The sequence below is a fragment of the Acidovorax sp. A1169 genome, from assembly GCF_030704685.1.
Classification (GTDB): domain Bacteria; phylum Pseudomonadota; class Gammaproteobacteria; order Burkholderiales; family Burkholderiaceae_C; genus Acidovorax.
In genome coordinates, this window is sequence record NZ_JAUZDX010000003.1 from 135,231 (window position 1) to 152,593 (window position 17,363).

The 17,363-nt window shown below is 66.7% G+C and carries 10 protein-coding genes; 8 read left to right on the forward strand and 2 right to left on the reverse strand.

Translation table 11 applies throughout. The features are described 5' to 3' along the window. The first annotated feature begins 46 nt into the window (after positions 1–46). The 5 genes from QYL93_RS06625 (at position 47) to QYL93_RS06645 (ending at position 7,059) form a co-directional block, all read left to right on the forward strand. The gene (locus QYL93_RS06625) at positions 47–2,608 is read left to right on the forward strand and encodes a PAS domain S-box protein (protein WP_305742916.1); all 2,562 of its coding nucleotides are present in this window, start codon (positions 47–49) and stop codon (positions 2,606–2,608) included. Continuing rightward, entirely contained in the window at positions 2,605–3,231 is a 627-nt protein-coding gene (locus QYL93_RS06630) for a response regulator transcription factor (protein WP_007848524.1), read from the forward strand. Before QYL93_RS06625 ends, QYL93_RS06630 begins: the two co-directional genes overlap by 4 nt. A gap of 188 nt (positions 3,232–3,419) precedes the next feature. Then, positions 3,420–4,274 carry a bifunctional methylenetetrahydrofolate dehydrogenase/methenyltetrahydrofolate cyclohydrolase FolD gene (gene folD / locus QYL93_RS06635; RefSeq protein ID WP_305742917.1) on the forward strand — a complete coding sequence of 285 codons (855 nt, stop codon included), beginning with the start codon at positions 3,420–3,422 and terminating at the stop codon, positions 4,272–4,274. A gap of 42 nt (positions 4,275–4,316) precedes the next feature. After that, entirely contained in the window at positions 4,317–6,362 is a 2,046-nt protein-coding gene (locus tag QYL93_RS06640) for a M3 family metallopeptidase (protein WP_305742918.1), read from the forward strand. Between the two features lie 37 nt (positions 6,363–6,399). Beyond that, a complete protein-coding gene (locus QYL93_RS06645) occupies positions 6,400–7,059 on the forward strand; it encodes a glutaredoxin family protein (RefSeq protein ID WP_370876946.1) in 660 nt (219 codons plus the stop codon). A gap of 101 nt (positions 7,060–7,160) precedes the next feature. Here QYL93_RS06645 and rpiA read toward each other — a convergent pair whose 3' ends face one another. Beyond that, positions 7,161–7,850 carry a ribose-5-phosphate isomerase RpiA gene (gene rpiA / locus QYL93_RS06650; RefSeq protein ID WP_305742919.1) on the reverse strand — a complete coding sequence of 230 codons (690 nt, stop codon included), beginning with the start codon at positions 7,848–7,850 and terminating at the stop codon, positions 7,161–7,163. Positions 7,851–7,897: 47 nt separating this feature from the next. On the opposite strand from rpiA, the gene QYL93_RS06655 reads away from it, so the two are divergent. Then, positions 7,898–8,953: a quinone-dependent dihydroorotate dehydrogenase gene (locus tag QYL93_RS06655; protein WP_305742920.1), complete on the forward strand. Its 1,056-nt coding sequence runs from the start codon at positions 7,898–7,900 to the stop codon at positions 8,951–8,953. A gap of 183 nt (positions 8,954–9,136) precedes the next feature. Then, on the forward strand, positions 9,137–9,787 hold the full coding sequence (locus tag QYL93_RS06660) for a response regulator transcription factor (RefSeq protein WP_305742921.1): 651 nt from the start codon (positions 9,137–9,139) through the stop codon (positions 9,785–9,787). A 126-nt stretch (positions 9,788–9,913) separates the two neighbouring features. On the opposite strand, the gene QYL93_RS06665 is transcribed toward QYL93_RS06660, so the two are convergent. Beyond that, positions 9,914–11,656 (reverse strand): hybrid sensor histidine kinase/response regulator, encoded by a 1,743-nt coding sequence (locus QYL93_RS06665; protein ID WP_305742922.1) that lies wholly within the window; start codon positions 11,654–11,656, stop codon positions 9,914–9,916. 98 nt (positions 11,657–11,754) lie between these two features. On the opposite strand from QYL93_RS06665, the gene QYL93_RS06670 reads away from it, so the two are divergent. Further along, complete coding sequence (locus tag QYL93_RS06670) at positions 11,755–17,328, forward strand: alpha/beta fold hydrolase (RefSeq protein ID WP_305742923.1); 5,574 nt, start codon at positions 11,755–11,757, stop codon at positions 17,326–17,328. Positions 17,329–17,363 lie beyond the last annotated feature (35 nt).

Genomic DNA, 17,363 nt, shown 5'->3' on the forward strand with positions numbered 1-17,363 from the left:
CCTGCTGTCCGTTACCAGGTGTGCGCCTCCTCTACACTTGAGGGACATGCATCCAACCGACCCAGCGCCCCCCACCACGGTCTCGCCCATCGCGGCCCCTGCGCGCTGGTGGCGCAAGTGGTGGCGCAGCCTCTCGCCCACCCGGCAGGACCGGTTTGCCGCGCTGGCGCCCCTGGCGGCGGTGCTGATGTTCCTGGCGGCCATCGTGGCGGCCTTCTGGTACCTGCGCGCCGAAGAGGCCGAGCGCGAGCAGGAAGCCCTGCGCCGTGACGTGGAATACGCCCAGCAGCGGGTGCGCCTGCGCCTCTTGGAGCGGCAAGAGCAACTGATGCGCATTGCGCGCGACCTGTCCAACCAGGAGCTCGAAAAATCCGAGTTCGTGAGCCGGGCCGAGACGCTGATCAGCCAGTACCCCGAGCTGCAGGCCATCACCTGGATCGACGAGCGCCGCCGCATCCGCGCCAGCCACGCGGCACCCACCCTGGCCAGCAGCGAGCTGCGCATTGCCGGCGAGGTGCTCAAAGCCGGCGACACGGCCGACACCTATGGCCTGGCGCGCGACCTGCAGCAGCCCGTGTATGCCCAGCCGGCCGCCACGGCGGGCGACATCACCCCCCTGCTGCAACTGCAAGTGCCGCTGAACAACCAGGGCAAGTTCAGCGGCGTGGTGCTGGGCGAATACTCCATCGACAGCCTGCTGCGCTACGGCACGCCCACCGAGGTGCTGGCACGCTACGCCGTGACGCTGCTGGACAGCAAGAGCCAGGTGCTTGCGGGCACCCCTCTGGGCCCGCGCAACCCGGCCACGCAGCTGCTGCCCTGGAGCCCGCGCGCCAATGAGTACGAGGTGCCCGTGTCCCCCGTGGGCAACGGGCTGGTGCTGCGCGCCCAGGCCTACCGCACCTCGCTGGGGGTGGTGGGCAGCGGCCTGTTCTGGCTGGTGGGCACGCTCAGCGCCATGACGGCCTGGATGCTGATCGCCACCTGGCGCCACACGCGCCGGCGCATGCAGGCCCAGCAGGCCCTGGTGGCGGAAACCAACTTTCGCCGGGCGATGGAGAACTCCATCCTCACCGGCATGCGTGCCCTTGACATGGAAGGCCGCATCACCTACGTGAACGCCGCCTTCTGCCAGATGACAGGCTGGAGCGAGGCAGAGCTGGTGGGCCTGAAGGCGCCCTTCCCCTACTGGCCCGACTCGGACCACGAGGCCCTGCACGCCAAGCTGCGCGACGAGCTCAGCGGCAAGACCATCGTCGGCGGCTTCCAGGTGCGGGTGCGGCGCAAGAGCGGCACGCTGTTCGACGCGCGGCTGTATGTGTCGCCGCTGATCGACGCCCACGGCCACCAGACCGGCTGGATGACATCGATGACCGACATCACCGAGCCCAACCGGGTGCGCGAGCAGCTCTCGGCATCGCACGAGCGCTTCACCATCGTGCTCGAGTCGCTCGATGCCTCGGTGTCCGTGGCGCCATTGGGCAGCGAGGAGCTGCTGTTTGCCAACAAGCTGTACCGCCAGTGGTTCGGCTCGCAGACCGGCGGCCACCTGCAGCTGGTGGCCCAGGCTGGCGTGGTGCCCGTGGCGGGCAGCACTTCGACGGGCGTGGATGACGAGGACGGCCTGATGGGCCTGCCCACCGACACCTTGACCAGCGCCCGCACCGAAAACGCCGAGATCTTCCTGCCCGACCTGGGCAAGTGGCTGGAGGTGCGCTCGCGCTACCTGAACTGGGTGGACGGGCGCCTGGCGCAGATGGTGATCGCCACCGACATCACGCCGCGCCGCCAGGCCGAGGAGCAGGCTTCGCGCCAGGCCGAGCGGGCGCAGTCCGTCAGCCGCCTGATCACCATGGGCGAGATGGCGTCCAGCGTGGCGCACGAGCTCAACCAGCCGCTCACGGCCATCAACAACTACTGCAGCGGCATGGTCTCGCGCATCCAGAGCGGCCAGCTGACCGAGGAGGCCCTGCTCACGGCCCTGCAGAAGACAGCCCACCAGGCACAGCGCGCCGGGCAGATCATCCAGCGCATCCGCGCCTTCGTGAAGAAGAGCGAGCCCAACCGAGCCCTGGCCGATGTGCACCTGATGGTGACCGAGGCCGTGGAGCTGGCCGACATCGAGCTGCGCCGCCACCATGTGCGCCTGACGCTGTACATCGCCGCGCGCCTGCCGCCCGTGATGGCCGACACCATCCTGATCGAGCAGGTGCTGGTGAACCTGATGAAGAACGGCGCCGAGGCCATACAGCACGCCAACCGCCCCACGGCCGGCCGCAGCGTGGAGCTGCGCGTGGTACCCAAGACCATCGAGGAGCGCGAGGTGGTCGAATTCTCGGTGCTGGACACCGGCAAGGGCCTGGCGCCCGAGGTGCTCGAACGCCTGTTCGAGGCTTTCTTCTCCACCAAGCAGGAAGGCATGGGCATGGGCCTCAATCTGTGCCGCAGCATCGTCGAGTCGCACCACGGCCGGATGCAGGCGGAGAACATCTACAATGGTTCAGACGTCACGGGCTGCAGGTTCTCCTTCTGGTTGCCGCTTGCCAAGCCTGCCGATGACACTACAAATTCTGTAGCAAACGCACATACTCCAAGGACAATTGCATGAGCTTGATTCCGAAAAAAGGCACCGTATACGTCGTGGACGATGACGAAGCGGTCCGCGACTCCCTGCAATGGCTGCTGGAAGGCAAGGACTACCGGGTGCGCTGCTTTGATTCGGCCGAGACCTTCCTGTCGCGCTACGACCCCCGTGAAGTGGCCTGCCTGATCGTGGACATCCGCATGGGCGGCATGACCGGACTGGAGTTGCAGGACCGCTTGATCGAGCGCAAGTCGCCCCTGCCCATCGTCTTCATCACCGGCCACGGCGACGTGCCCATGGCCGTGAACACGATGAAGAAAGGTGCACTCGACTTCATCCAGAAGCCCTTTGACGAGGAAGAGCTGGTCGGCTTGGTCGAGCGCATGCTGGACCACGCACGCGAGGCCTTTGCCGGCTACCAGCAGGCCGCCAGCCGCGACGCCCTGCTCTCCAAGCTCACCAGCCGCGAGGCGCAGGTGCTCGAGCGCATTGTCGCCGGCCGCCTGAACAAGCAGATCGCCGACGACCTGGGCATCAGCATCAAGACAGTGGAGGCGCACCGCGCCAACATCATGGAAAAGCTCAACGCCAATACCGTGGCCGATCTGCTCAAGATCGCCCTCGGCCAGAACGCGCCCAAGGGCTGACACGTATTTGCCTGCAAGCGGCTAACGTCGTTGGTGAGCCTTGCCGTGCCAGAGCACTGTCTGCGGCTCCCCGCCTAGTTATCCGCTTGCATGCAAATCCGTAGAAGACATTGTTCCGACAGGCCAACAGAGCCTGGCACTTAGACCCCATCAGAGCGCCTGTTGCTCTTTTTGACCGTATTCCAGCCATGACAGCCCACATCATCGACGGCACCGCCCTCTCCCGCCAATTGCGCAGCGAAGTCGCCCAGCGCGCCGCTGCCCTCACCGCGCGCGGCCACCAGCCCGGCCTGGCCGTGATCCTGGTGGGCGAAGACCCGGCCTCGGCCGTCTATGTGCGCAACAAGGTCAAGGCCTGCGAGGACAGCGGCGTGCGCTCGATCTTCGAGAAGTACGAGGCCACGCTGAGCGAGACCGACCTGCTGGCCCGCATCGCCGCGCTGAATGCCGACCCGAGCGTGCACGGCATCCTGGTGCAGATGCCCCTGCCCAAGCACATCGACCCGCACAAGGTGATCGAGGCAATCTCCACCGCCAAGGACGTGGACGGCTACTCGGTGCTGTCGGCCGGCGAGCTGATGGCCGGGCTGGAGGGCTTTCGCCCCTGCACCCCGTACGGCAGCATGAAGCTGATCGAATCCACCGGCCAGTCGCTCAAGGGCAAGCATGCCGTGGTGATCGGGCGCAGCAACACCGTGGGCAAGCCCATGGCCCTGCTGCTGCTGCAGGCCAATGCCACCGTGACCGTGACGCACAGCGGCACGCCCGACCTGGCCTACCACACGCGCCAGGCCGACGTGGTGGTGGCGGCCGTGGGCCGCGCCAACACGCTCACGGCCGACATGGTCAAGCCCGGCGCCATCGTGATCGACGTGGGCATCAACCGCAACGCCGAAGGCAAGCTTTGCGGCGACGTGGACTTCGAGGGCGTCAAGGAAGTGGCCGGCTGGATCACCCCCGTGCCTGGCGGGGTTGGCCCGATGACCATTACCATGCTGCTGGTGAACACCATCGAGGCGGCCGAGCGCACGGCTGCACGGTAAAAAAACCCTTGAACCAACGCCCCGAGGCGCCATCTACACCGCATGAGCAACGCCCTTCTCGAATTTTCCGGCCTTCCCCAGTTTGACCGCATCACGCCAGGCGACGTCGCACCCGCCGTCGACGTGCTGCTCGAACGTGCCAACGTGGCGCTGGAGACGGTGACCGCCCCCGACTTCCCCGCCCGCTGGGACGCCATCGCCCAGGTGCTGGATGTGGCCACCGAGCAACTGGGCACGGCCTGGGGTGCGGTGAGCCACCTCAACAGCGTGGCCGACACGCCCGAATTGCGCGCCGCCTACAACGCCGCCCTGCCGCGCGTGACCGAGTACTGGACGCGCCTGGGCGCCGACGAGCGCCTGTACGCCAAATACAAGGCCATCGACCCCTCCACATTGAGCACCGAGCAGCGCCAGGCGCACAAGAATGCCGTGCGCAACTTCGTGCTCAGCGGTGCGGAGCTGGCCGGCCCTGCCAAGGAGCGCTTTGCCCAGATCCAGGAGCGCCAGGCCGAGCTGAGCCAGAAGTTCAGCGAAAACGCCCTGGATGCGACCGACGCCTTTGCCTACTACGCCACCGACGCCGAGGTGGATGGTGTGCCGGCCGACGTGCTGCAGGCCGCGCGCGACGCCGCCCAGGCCGAGGGCAAGGACGGGTACAAGCTCACGCTGAAGATGCCGTGCTACCTGCCGGTGATGCAGTTTGCCCACCAGAGCGCCCTGCGCGAAAAGCTCTACCGCGCCTACGTGACCCGCGCCTCCGACCAGGCCCAGGGCGATGCCCGCAAGTACGACAACACCGCGCTGATCGGCGAGATCCTGGCGCTGCGCAAGGAAGAGGCGCAACTGCTGGGCTACGCCAACTTCGGCGAAGTGTCGGTGGTGGCCAAGATGGCCGACTCGCCCGCCGAGGTGGTCACCTTCCTGCGCGACCTGGCGCACCGCGCGCGCCCCTACGCCGAAAAGGACGTGGCCGACCTGCGTGCCTTTGCTTCGGGTGACCTGGGCCTGGCCCATCCGCAGGCCTGGGACTGGCCCTACGTGGCCGAAAAGCTCAAGGAAGCGCGCTACGCCTTCAGCGAGCAGGAGGTCAAGCAGTACTTCACGGCGCCCAAGGTGCTGGCCGGCCTGTTCAAGATCATCGAAACGCTGTTCGAGGTGGCGATTCGCCGCGACAGTGCGCCCGTGTGGAACCCGGCCGTGGAGTTCTACCGCATCGAGCGTGGCAACACGCTGGTGGGCCAGTTCTACCTGGACCAGCCGGCCCGCACCGGCAAGCGCGGCGGCGCCTGGATGGACGACGTGCGCACCCGCTGGCTGCGCCCCGACACCGGCGTGCTGCAGACCCCGGTGGCGCACCTGGTGTGCAATTTCGCCAGCGGTGTGGACGGCAAGCCTCCCCTGCTCACGCACGACGACGTGATCACGCTGTTCCACGAATTCGGCCACGGCCTGCACCACATGCTGACCCAGGTGAACGAGCGCGACGTCTCGGGCATCGGCGGCGTGGAGTGGGATGCGGTGGAGCTGCCCAGCCAGTTCATGGAGAACTTCTGCTGGGAGTGGGATGTGCTCAAGCACATGACGGCCCATGTGGACACGGGCGAGCCCCTGCCGCGCGCGCTGTTCGACAAGATGATCGCTGCCAAGAACTTCCAGAGCGGCATGCAGACGCTGCGCCAGATCGAGTTCTCGCTGTTCGACATGCTGCTGCACACCGAGCACGACCCGGCCCGGGACATCATGCCCCTGCTGGGCCAGGTGCGCGCCGAAGTGGCGGTGCTGCAGCCGCCGGCGTTCAGCCGCACGGCACACACCTTCAGCCACATCTTCGCGGGCGGTTATGCTGCGGGTTACTACAGCTACAAATGGGCCGAGGTGCTGAGCGCCGACGCCTATGCAGCCTTTGAAGAGACCGTGGGCAGCGATGGACAGCCGAGTGCCGAGACCGGCCGCCGCTACCGCGAGGCGATTCTGGAAGCCGGGGGCAGCCGCCCCGCCATGGAGTCGTTCAAAGCCTTCCGGGGCCGCGAACCGCGCCTGGATGCGCTGATGCGCCACCAGGGCATGGCCGAGCCGGCTGTGGCCTGAGTTTCCCCATTACAAACGGATCCCGAGGAGAAAGACGATGCGCAAGAACCTGCTGTCCCTGCCAATGCTGGCCCCCATGCTGCTTGTGCTGGCCTGTACCGGTGTCCAAGCACAAGCGGTGTACCGCATCGTCGGGCCCGATGGCAAGGTGACTTTCTCTGACCGCGCGCCAGCAGATCCCTCCGCCAGGCCCACCACCACGGGCGCAGCGCCTGCCACCGGCAGTGCCGGCGCCGGTGCCGGACTGCCGCTCGAACTCTCCCGGGTCGCCCAGCGCTTTCCGGTGACGCTGTACACCGGCAACGACTGCGCGCCATGCTCAAGCGCCCGCAGTTTTCTGGTCAACCGCGGCATTCCCTTCACGGAGCGGACGGTCAACAGCAATGCAGACATCGATGCTCTGCAGGCGGCCAGTGGCAGCAGCACACTGCCTTTTGGCACCATCGGCGCGCAACGGATGGCGGGCTTCTCTGAGGGGGAATGGGCGCAGTACCTGGACGTGGCCGGCTATCCCAAGCAGTCTCAATTGCCGGCAAACTATCGCCGCCCGGCAGCCACGCCGTTGGCGGCTGCAGCTCCCGCCGCACCAGCACCAGCCGCCGCGCCCGCCTCGGACGCAACGGCCTCACCCCGTGCACGCCCTGCACCTTCGACCGACGGTGCCGCACCGACCAATCCTGCGGGTATCCGGTTCTGATCCAAAAGCGATACCTGCACCCCAGGTGAATGGGCCGCAGCAGCGGCCCATTGGCTTTGCAGTCAGCCCCCGAAGCGGAGCAGAGCCAGCTGAAACGGGCGTCAGTAGCTCAGCGTCTTCACGCCTTGCGCCGTGCCCAGCAGGCAGACCGAGGCCTTCTGATGGGCGAATACCCCCACCGTAACCACGCCGGGCCACTGGTTGACGTTGGATTCAAAGGCCAGCGGGTCGGTGATGGACAGGCCCGTGACGTCAAGGATGTGCTGCCCGTTGTCGGTCACCAGGGGCTGGCCGTCCTTCTGGCGGATGGAGGCCTTGCCGCCCAGGGCCGCGAAACGGCGCGCAATGTTCTGGGCCGCCATCGGAATCACCTCCACCGGCAGGGGGAATTTGCCCAGTGCAGGCACCAGCTTGGACTCGTCGGCGATACAGACGAAGCGGCCAGCCAGCGCCGCCACGATCTTCTCGCGCGTGAGTGCGGCGCCGCCGCCCTTGACCATGTGGCCCTGGCCGTCGATCTCGTCGGCGCCGTCGATGTAGACCGACAGGGCCTCGACCTCGTTGGCGTCGAACACGGGAATGCCCAGGGCCTTGAGGCGCTCGGTGCTGGCCACCGAGCTCGACACGGCGCCCTTGATCTCGCCCTTCATGCTGGCCAGCGCGTCGATGAACTTGTTGACGGTGGAGCCCGTGCCCACCCCCACTATCTCGCCAGGCACCACATATTGCAGGGCTGCCTGGCCTACGAGGGCCTTGAGTTCGTCTTGGGTCAGGGGAGTGGAGGTCGTCATGGGGGAAAATCGAAGGTTGTTGCGCAATTATCCCCTGTGATCCACCCATGTCCCTGATCCCCTACGCCCTCGCCCGCCCTTTCCTCTTCGGCCTGGATGCCGAAGCCGCGCATGAACTCACCATGGAAATGCTGGCCCGCGGGCAGCGCACGCCGCTGCAGTGGGCCTGGTGCAACACGCGGGTGGACGACCCGGTGGAGCTGGCCGGCCTCGCCTTTCCCAACCGCGTGGGCATGGCCGCCGGCCTGGACAAGAACGCCCGCGTGATCGACGCCCTGGGTGCCATGGGCTTCGGTTTTGTGGAGGTGGGCACCGTGACGCCCAAGGCCCAGCCCGGCAACCCCAAGCCGCGCATGTTCCGCCTGCCCGAAAAGCGTGCCCTCATCAACCGCCTGGGCTTCAACAACGAAGGCCTCGACGCCTTTTTGCGCAACGTGCAGCAATCGCGCTTTCGCGACCAGCAAAGCAGCGGCCCGCGCATGCTCCTGGGGCTGAACATCGGCAAGAACGCAACCACCCCGATCGAGAACGCCACCAGTGACTACCTCACCTGCCTGGACGGTGTTTACCCCCATGCCGACTACGTGACGGTGAACATCAGCTCACCCAACACCCAGAACCTGCGCGCGCTGCAGAGCGACGAGGCGCTGGACGGCCTGCTGGGCGCCATTGCCGAGCGCCGCGAGGTGCTGGCCAGGCAGACCGGCAAGCGCACCCCCATCTTCGTGAAGATTGCCCCTGACCTGACCGAGGAGCAGGTGTCGGTCATCGCCGCCACACTGCAGCGCCACGGCATGGACGGCGTGATCGCCACCAACACCACCATTGCCCGCGACGCAGTCAAGGGCCTGCACCATGCCGAGGAAACAGGTGGCCTGAGCGGCGCACCGGTGCTCGAAGCCAGCAACCAGGTGATACGCCAGCTGCGTGCCGCACTGGGCAGCCGCTTCCCCATCATCGGCGTGGGCGGCGTGATGAGCGCCGACGACGCGGTGAGCAAGGTGCGCGCAGGCGCGGACGTGGTGCAGATCTACACCGGGCTGATCTACGAAGGCCCGGCGCTCGTGACACGGGCGGCGCAAGCCATCAAGGCCATGCGCTAAAAGCAGCGTTGCTGCCGGTTAACGTTCCACCAAGTGGTAAAACTTGGGATGTCGCGATGCATGGATACCAAGACCATGGCATAGTCGGTGTGATACCAGATGTGTCAGCCGATGGCAATCCAATCCATTTTGACTGTGCATGCCACCTTGGTGGCGTCACGGCGATGCCCGTATTCCCATCCCATGAATGTTCTTGTCATTGACGATCACTCCCTGTTTCGAGAGGGGCTTCGCCTGCTGCTCGCTGAACTCGGCTTCGGCATCAACACGCAGATCGCCGGCAGCTGCGAAGAAGGCCTCAAAAAATTGCGCCAGCAGCCTGCCGACATCGTGCTGCTGGACTGGCACATGGAAGGCCTTTCGGGCGCCGAGGCCATGGTGGCCATCCGTGAACTGGTGCCCCAGGCACGCCAGATCGTGCTGTCGGGCGAGAAGAGCGCCGCGCTGGTCCGCACAGCCATCGACAACGGCGCAGTCGGCTTCATCGCCAAGGACTCCGAGCCCGAAACCCTGCTGCTGGCCCTGAACACCATCGCCTCGGGTGGCATCTACTTGCCTGCCACCCTGCTCTCAGGGCCTGGCAGGACGGCCGCGCCCTCGGACAGCAACCTGCCCAGCGATCTCACCCAGGCATTCCCCGAGCTGACCCAGCGCCAGGGGGATGTGCTGGCCGCCATCCTGCGCGGCCTGCCCAACAAGGTGATTGCGCGCGAACTCAATATCAGCGACCAGACCGTAAAGTCACACCTGAGCGTCATATTCCGCCAATTGAACGTCCAAAGCCGCACCGAGGCCGTCTACGTCTGCGCACGACAAGGCGTGCGCATCGCCTGATACGGATTTGCCTTCAACCGTCTAACTTCGTTGGTCCGCCTTGCCGTGCTACAGCACTGTCTGCGGCTCCCGCCTAGTTTTACGATCGAATGCAAATCCGTATGAGTCCGCCCTGCAGCAGCTGCCTCAGTCGACCTGGACCGGAGCCGGAACCACTGCCTGTTCACTGAGTTCGGCCAGCCAGTCGATGAGCAGTGAGGGCAGAACCGGTTTTTGCCACATCGCAATGTTGCCCAGTCGCTCGACCTCGTGGAGGTTGATGCCGGGGTCCCCGGTGATGATTGCCACCGGCAGCCCGGGCCAGCGCGAGCGCAGCCGCTGCGCCACGTCCAGGCCGGTGGCATCGCCCGCGAGCCGGTAGTCCGCGATCAGCGCATGCGGGGGCGTGGTGATCGCATTCATCGCGGCATCCGGGGGCATGCCCTCCCATTGCGTGACCTTGCAGCCCCACGACTCCAGTGCCTGCGTGGTAGCCATCCGCACCAGGGCATGGTCCTCGACGAGCCAGACTTCCACGGCTGTGGTCAACGCGGGCTGGGCGGGTGCGGAGACGGCACCCATGCCCATGTTTTCAAAAATCGGCGCCTGGGGCAAGACGAGGGTAAACGTGGTTCCCTGGCCTGCATCGGACCGCATGCCCATTTCAAGCCCGAGCAGGTTGGCAAGGCGGCGCACGATGGCCAGGCCCAGGCCGCTGCCCTGCCCCGGGTCGCGCGACGGATTGCCGACCTGGAAATACTCCTCGAAAACGCGGGCCTGCGATTCGCGGGCGATGCCGATGCCGGTATCGCGCACCTGCAGCTGCACCACGCTCTCCTGCGCCAGCACCGAGACCACCACGCCACCTTCGTTGGTGTACTTCACCGCGTTGTCCACCAGGTTGCGCAGGATGCGCTCCAGCAGAAATGCGTCACTCAGCACCCACGCCTCATCGGCCCCCTCGGCCTCCATGGAAACCCCTTTGGCAGCACATCTCGGCTGGAACTCCTTGACCAGGTCCCGTACCATGGCGGCAATGTTCAGGGCCTGCATTTGCGGCACGATGGAGCCGGTCTCCAGCTTGGAGAGGTCGAGCAGGCCCGAGAAGAGCTTGTCCAGCGATCCCGCTGCGTCACGGATGTGGGCGATCAGCTGCGAGGTCTGCGGCGTCTCATGGCGGTGCAACAGGGACGAGAAGACCAACAAGGCATGCAGGGGCTGGCGCAGGTCATGGCTTGCCGCAGCCAGAAACCGCGACTTGGCGGCATTGGCTTCTTCGGCCACCTGCTTCTCTTCTCCCAACTGGCGCAGCAGATCCGCATTTTCGAAGCGGATCTGCAGCGAATCGCGAAAGGCCTGCGCCGTCTGCCGCGAAGAGGCCGCGATCACCAGGCCCACACCGAACAGTGCCAGCGCCAACGGCAGGCCATTGGTGCCGCCCTGGGTAAGCCAGAAGAGCGCCGCAAAAGCGAGGTTGATCCACGCACCCGCAATGAAGGTCGGCGGATGCGTCGAAGCATTCACCAGCGCCCCCCCCAGGTAGATGAGCTGCAGCGCGGTGGCAAACGTGGCCGAACCTCCGGCGCTGCCATACCCGATCCACCAGACAGTCACCCCCATCAAGGCCTGGTTGGCCACGGTGATCCACCAGTGGTGGGTTTGTTGTTCGGTCAGCGCCTGGGCGTCGGCAGTATCGAGCGCTGCCAGGGCGCGCGCGCTGAGCACCGCATTGATCTGGGCCATGAGCAGCACCGGAAACATCCACGCCAGCACGCGCCAGACCGGGGTGGTGAAGCCGAAACAGATGGCCGCAACGACAGCCGCCACGACCACCATGCTGCGCGCTTTGACGGACTGCAGTGCGCGCAGCCGCAGCGACTCGCGCGCCATGGCTACATCCAATGGGTGATTGGCATCAACGGGAAACGGCGGTAAAAGACGCATGTAAGTAATTGTTACCCAATAACGGATATCCACGGAAAGGCACCATGGCGACCCATTCTCGCTGGTCAGAGTCCATCGAAACGATGTTGCAGGCCCACCCTGCGCCCCAATGCGACGTGCTCATTGTCGGTTCTGGCTACGGGGGCAGTTTCGCGGCACGTGAACTGGCCGGGCCCGGCGTGGAAACCTGGGTCGTCGAGCGGGGCAAGGAATACGCCCTCGGTGAGTTCCCCGAGGATATCGGCCACCTGCCCGGCCACCTGCGGATACAGCGCGGCGCCAGCGGCAAGGCCCTAGGCAACGCGCAGGCACTTCTCAACGTCCGCAATTTCGACGAGGTGGCGGTGCTGACCGGCAGCGGCCTGGGCGGCGGCTCCCTGGTCAATGCTGGCGTGGCCTTCAAGCCTTCAGCGAACACCTTTGACCATGGGCGCTGGCCCAGCGTGTACCGACACGGCGGCGCACGGAGGGAGGCCCTGATGGAGGCCCTGGACGAGGTCATTTCGGCGCTGGAGGCGGCGCCCCTGGAGCGCGCGGCAGACCTCTCCAAATTCCAGGCGCTGTCGCGCCTGGGAGGTGCGCTGCAGGCAGGCGGCGCGCAGCCGGTCGACCTCACCATCTCGAACACGCAGCACACCAACGCGCACGGGGTGGAGATGCAGGCCTGCGTGCGCTGCGGCAACTGCTTCACCGGCTGCAACATCGGCGCCAAGGGCACGCTGGCCACCAACCTCATCCCGGCGGCGCACGGCCGTGGCGCACGCTTTTTCGTCGGCGGCAACGCCTTGCGGGTGGAGCCCCTGGAGACCCCCGCGCGCAGTGCGAACGGGCGCAGCCTGCGTTGGCGTGTGCACTTCCAGTGTTCAACGGGCAGCCGCAACACAGCGCCCGTGGAGTTCACCATCGACGCGCACACCGTCATCGTCAGCGCGGGTAGCCTGGGAAGCACGGAGCTGCTGCTGCGGTCCTTCCATGTGCCGCACTCCGAGGCGCTGGGCTCGGCCTTTTCCACCAATGGCGATGTGCTTGCCATGGGCTGGCGCCAGCACCAGGCCGTCAATGCCGTCTCGGCCCCCGAAGCGGGCAGCACGGCGCCCAGCCGCGACGTCGGACCGACGATCTGTGGAACGCTGCGCGTGCCGCTGGATGTGGAGGGCGTAAGGCAGGAAATCCTGGTGCAGGACGGTGCCATCCCTTCCGCGCTCGCCCAGGCCACGGGCACGCTGGGCCACGCACTGTCGACACTGCACCGCTACGTGCGTGATGTGGACGCGCGATTTCCCGGCACCGACGACCCGCTGGCCCTTCCACGTGGGGCGGCGCGGCACGCGCAACTACTGCTGGCCATGGGCCATGACGCATCGAATGGAACCATCTCCTTGCGCCCTCCCTCAGGCACCAGCCCGGTGGATGCGGACACCCTGGAGCTGGACGTCCACTGGCCCCCCGACAGTTCCACGGCCACAGCAGGGCATGCCGACTACTACCAGGCCGTGCACCGCGCGTTCACGCAGGCGCATGCGGCCGGTGGCTTCGATGGGGGCGACTACCTGCCCAACCCCCTGTGGCACCCGGCGCCCGACGGCTTTTCCGACATCATCGCGGGCGCCCAATCGGAAAAATCGATCACGGTCCACCCGCTTGGCGGCTGCCCCATGGGCGACGATGGCACGCAAGGGGCCGTCGACTGGCGCGGTGCGGTGTTCAAGGGCCGGGGGAATGAAGTCCACGCGGGCCTGCATGTGCTGGACGGAGCCATCGTTCCGCGCGCCCTGGGCGTCAACCCGTTCGTCACGATCTCCGCCCTGTCCATGCTCGCGGCCCGGGACATCGCCAGCGCGCTGGCGCAACCGAACGCGGACAGCGCAGCGCCTGTTGCTGCGGCACAGGGCTCCAGGTCGCAGCCCCGTGTGGCAGATGCGGGACAGACCGCATCCGACACAGGGGTGGTGCTTTTTCGCATCCACGAGCACCTGCTGGGCAGCACCGACAAAGCCCACCTGCCCGACTGGGCCCAGCGGCTCCTGTCCCGGCACGACACACCGCTGCTCCCTGGGGCGGCCACGCAGCCGCGCGCATTCATCGCTGCCGTCGAGGTCACAGTCGACCTGCACCAATGGCTGGCCAACCCCTCGACCCCATGGGATGCCTCGTTGGCGATCTATGCCAACCCCATCCCCGGCTGGCCGGCAATCCACGCCGACGCCTTGAAGGGCGAACCCCTGCTGCGCGGCACGGGGCAGGTGTCGCTGCTCGCGCTCGAGCGTGCTGGCTTCCTGCGCCGGGCCTGGCGCGGCGTGCTCGCATTCAGCGCCTATCTGAAACGCCGGCCCGGCGGCATTTCCCAGCATGTGGGCCCCGGCTGGCGCAAAAAACTGCTCGGCTTGGCCCGTGCGGGCTGGCTGCATACCCAATACCGCACGCTCGACTACCACTTCACGCTGGTACCCCAAGGCGGTGCCGCAGGCCAGGCCATGGCGGTCGTCGCCCAGGGCCGCAAACTGTTGGCCTACCGGAATGGCGCGCGCACGCTGTGGGACGCCCTCACGATGCTGGACCTGGACCTGAGGTGGCAGGACAAGGCGCCCTGGAAGATGGCGCTGCGCGTCGATCTGGCAGACCTCGTGAGCCGGCTGCGGCTGCAGGTCCGTGAAGCATCGAGCACGCCAGCCACCATCGTCGCGCTGGTGTCGTTCGCCTCCCTGTGGCTGCGCGCCGTGATGCAGACGCACTTCTGGTCGCTGCGCGGCCTGGACTACGCAAAATACACGCGCCCCGCGCTGCCGCCGCATCCCTCCCTGAAAACCGCTGGGGGCGTCGATGTCCGGCCGCAGGCCGAGGTGCTGAAGGTGGCGCGCCGCAGTGGAGAAGCGGATCAGATCGACCTGCAGCTGACGGTCTACCGCCACCCTCAGGGCGCGCGGCATGTCCTCTTCATCCACGGGCTCGCCCACGGCAGCGGCGTGTATGCGACCGACACCGTGGATACCAACCTGGCCGGACACTTCCTGCGCGAGGGCTATACCGTCTGGCTGCTGGACAACCGCATGTCCAATCGCCTGGGCTACGCGCGCGATGCACACACCATGGACGACATCGCGCACACCGACATTCCGGCCGCCGTCGACCGCGTCCATGCCCAGGCAGGCGGCCAGCCCATCGACGTCTTCGCGCACTGCGTGGGCGCGGGCGCCTTCGCCATGGCGGCGCTGCAGGCGCGCTTTGACACCACCAAGGTGCGCGCGGCCATCATCCATGCGGTGCACCCCTGGGTGGTGCCGTCCGTGTCCAACCGGTTCTCGGGGGCGCTGGCCGCGCTCTACCGCAACCTGCTCACGGGCCGCGAACTGATCGACCCCCTCCTTCCGGCCAACCCCGGCCCGGCCGATGAACTGCTGGACCGGTTCGCGGCCACCCTGGCCTGGTCGGATGAAGAGCGCAGCCTGCATGAAGCGCACCGCGACTCGCCTGGCGCAGGGTGCGCCATCTGCAACCGGATGACCGCCTTCTACGGGCGCGAGTGGGTTCATGCCAATCTGGATCCGCGCACGCACGAGCGGCTGGGCGAACTCGTGGGGGCGGCGGGGGTCGAGGTGTTCCGCCAGCTGTACTTCATCGTGCTGCGCGAGCGGCTCACCAACCGTGAGGGGGAGAACAGCTACCTCCTGGAAGACAATTTCCTCAGGAACTGGCGCTTTCCCACGCTGTTCGTGCATGGCCTGGACAACCAGGTGTTCGATCCGCGCGGAGCGGCACGCACCTGGAACCGGTTGCGCAGGGTCTTCGCGCACCAGCCCGGGAGGGTGGTCCGCACCTTCATCCGCAAGGGCTACGGTCACATGGATTTCCTGTTCGGCAAACATGCCCATACGGACATCTACCCGCATCTCACAGACTTTCTGGAGGATCCCGCCGCGTTCGAGGACATCGCCGATGGTTGCCACCTCGACCCCGACCTGCCATGCCCGGATGGCCAGTCCAGCGACACGGATCTGGCCGACCGGGACTTCATCGCGCCCATCCGGCCGCTGACTGGCCCCATGCTGCAGACAGAACGCGACCCGCACGGAAAGCGCCAGCTGGTGGTCTGGGTGGAACAGTATTTCGACACCACCAGCACGCCGATGGCGCCGGAGGTCCGGATCGGCGGCGCGCTGTGCGACGCCGTCCAGGTGACGGCGTTCCCCGGCGTGGTGGCGCCCACCCAAGCGCAGACACTGCCGCCCACCGGCCAGGGCTGCTACTGGACTTGTGTGCTCTGGGAAAGCGAGACCTTGCCGTTCGCCGGGCTGCCGCCAATCAGCCTGACGCTGCGCTGTCTTCCCCAAGGCCCCGGTACGGCTTGGGCGGCTGCGCCCGATGGCCCTCCTGCTCTCAAGCATCCATCGAGCGAATCACTGCCCGTCGTTCTCGATCTGGCCGCACTGCCCTGGTGGCAGCGCTGGACCGCAGATGACCAGGCGCATGCCAGCACCAGTTTCCTGGCCACCTCCTGCCGCTGGCCGGGCCTGGCCTTCGAGCGCCACGCGATCGACGGGCTGGCCGGCGACATGGAGCAGCACATCGCCCATGCCACAGCGCCTGTGCAGGCCCTGCTGCTGCTGGGCGACCAGATCTATGCCGATGCCACGGCCAACATTGCAGAAACCACGGAACGCGATGAGCGCGGGGCCCAGCGCTACCGCGAGAGCTGGGGCAGTGCCGCCACGCGGCGATTGTTTTCGCGCCTGCCCGTCTGGCTGGTGGTGGACGACCACGAGTTCGACGACAACCTCGATGGGGCGGACAGTGCCACTGCCGACTCCTTGCGAGGGCAGCGCTTCTACCATGGGTTCCTGGCGGCCACCGCCTACCAGGCGCGCTTTCACCGCACGGATTTGCCCAGGCTGGCCCTGACCCCCCAGGGATGGACGGTGGAGCGCGGCCTGTGGCATGACTTCAAGGTCGGTGGGATCCCCGCTTTCGCAGCCGATACGCGCACCGAACGCACCCCACGCACGCAGCACGACTGGAAGGGTGTGCACATCATGCGCGAAGAGCAGATGCAGGCCATCGAAGGCTGGCTGCTGGCCCACCGCAAGGGGCCCAAGCTGCTGTGCAGCGGCAGCGTCTTCGCCCTGCCCGAGAACCGTTTCGTCGCCGAGCCGGCGACCTGCATCGCCGCCGACAACTGGCTCGGCTATCCGGCCAGCTGGCGCAGGCTGGTGCGGTTCATCGTCGAGAACGACATCGAAGGGCTGATCTTCGTGGCCGGTGACTACCACCTGAGCGCCCTGGTCGAGCTCGAACTCACCAGCCGGGGGAAGACGGCGACCGCGCTCAATCTTGTGTGCTCGGCGTGGAATGCCAGCCTGCCCTTCGCCAACGCCCAACCGGGCGATTTCACCTTCGACGCGCGGGTGAGCGCGCCAGGCAGCGACGCGGATGCGGCCGTGGTTTCCACCGCGCGCTTCGCGTCGGGTGCACTGCGGCAGTTCTCCAAGATCACGGTCACCCAGGATCCTGGGGGCAGTGGCACCGCAACCGTCACCATGGGCATTTACGAACCTGGCAATGTCCTGGTGAAGAAACTGCAGGCGCAACTGGCTGTCGGGGGTGCTACCCCAACTTTTCGCTAGTGCACGAAAGCGCCCCGGATCTGTTCCGAAGCTAC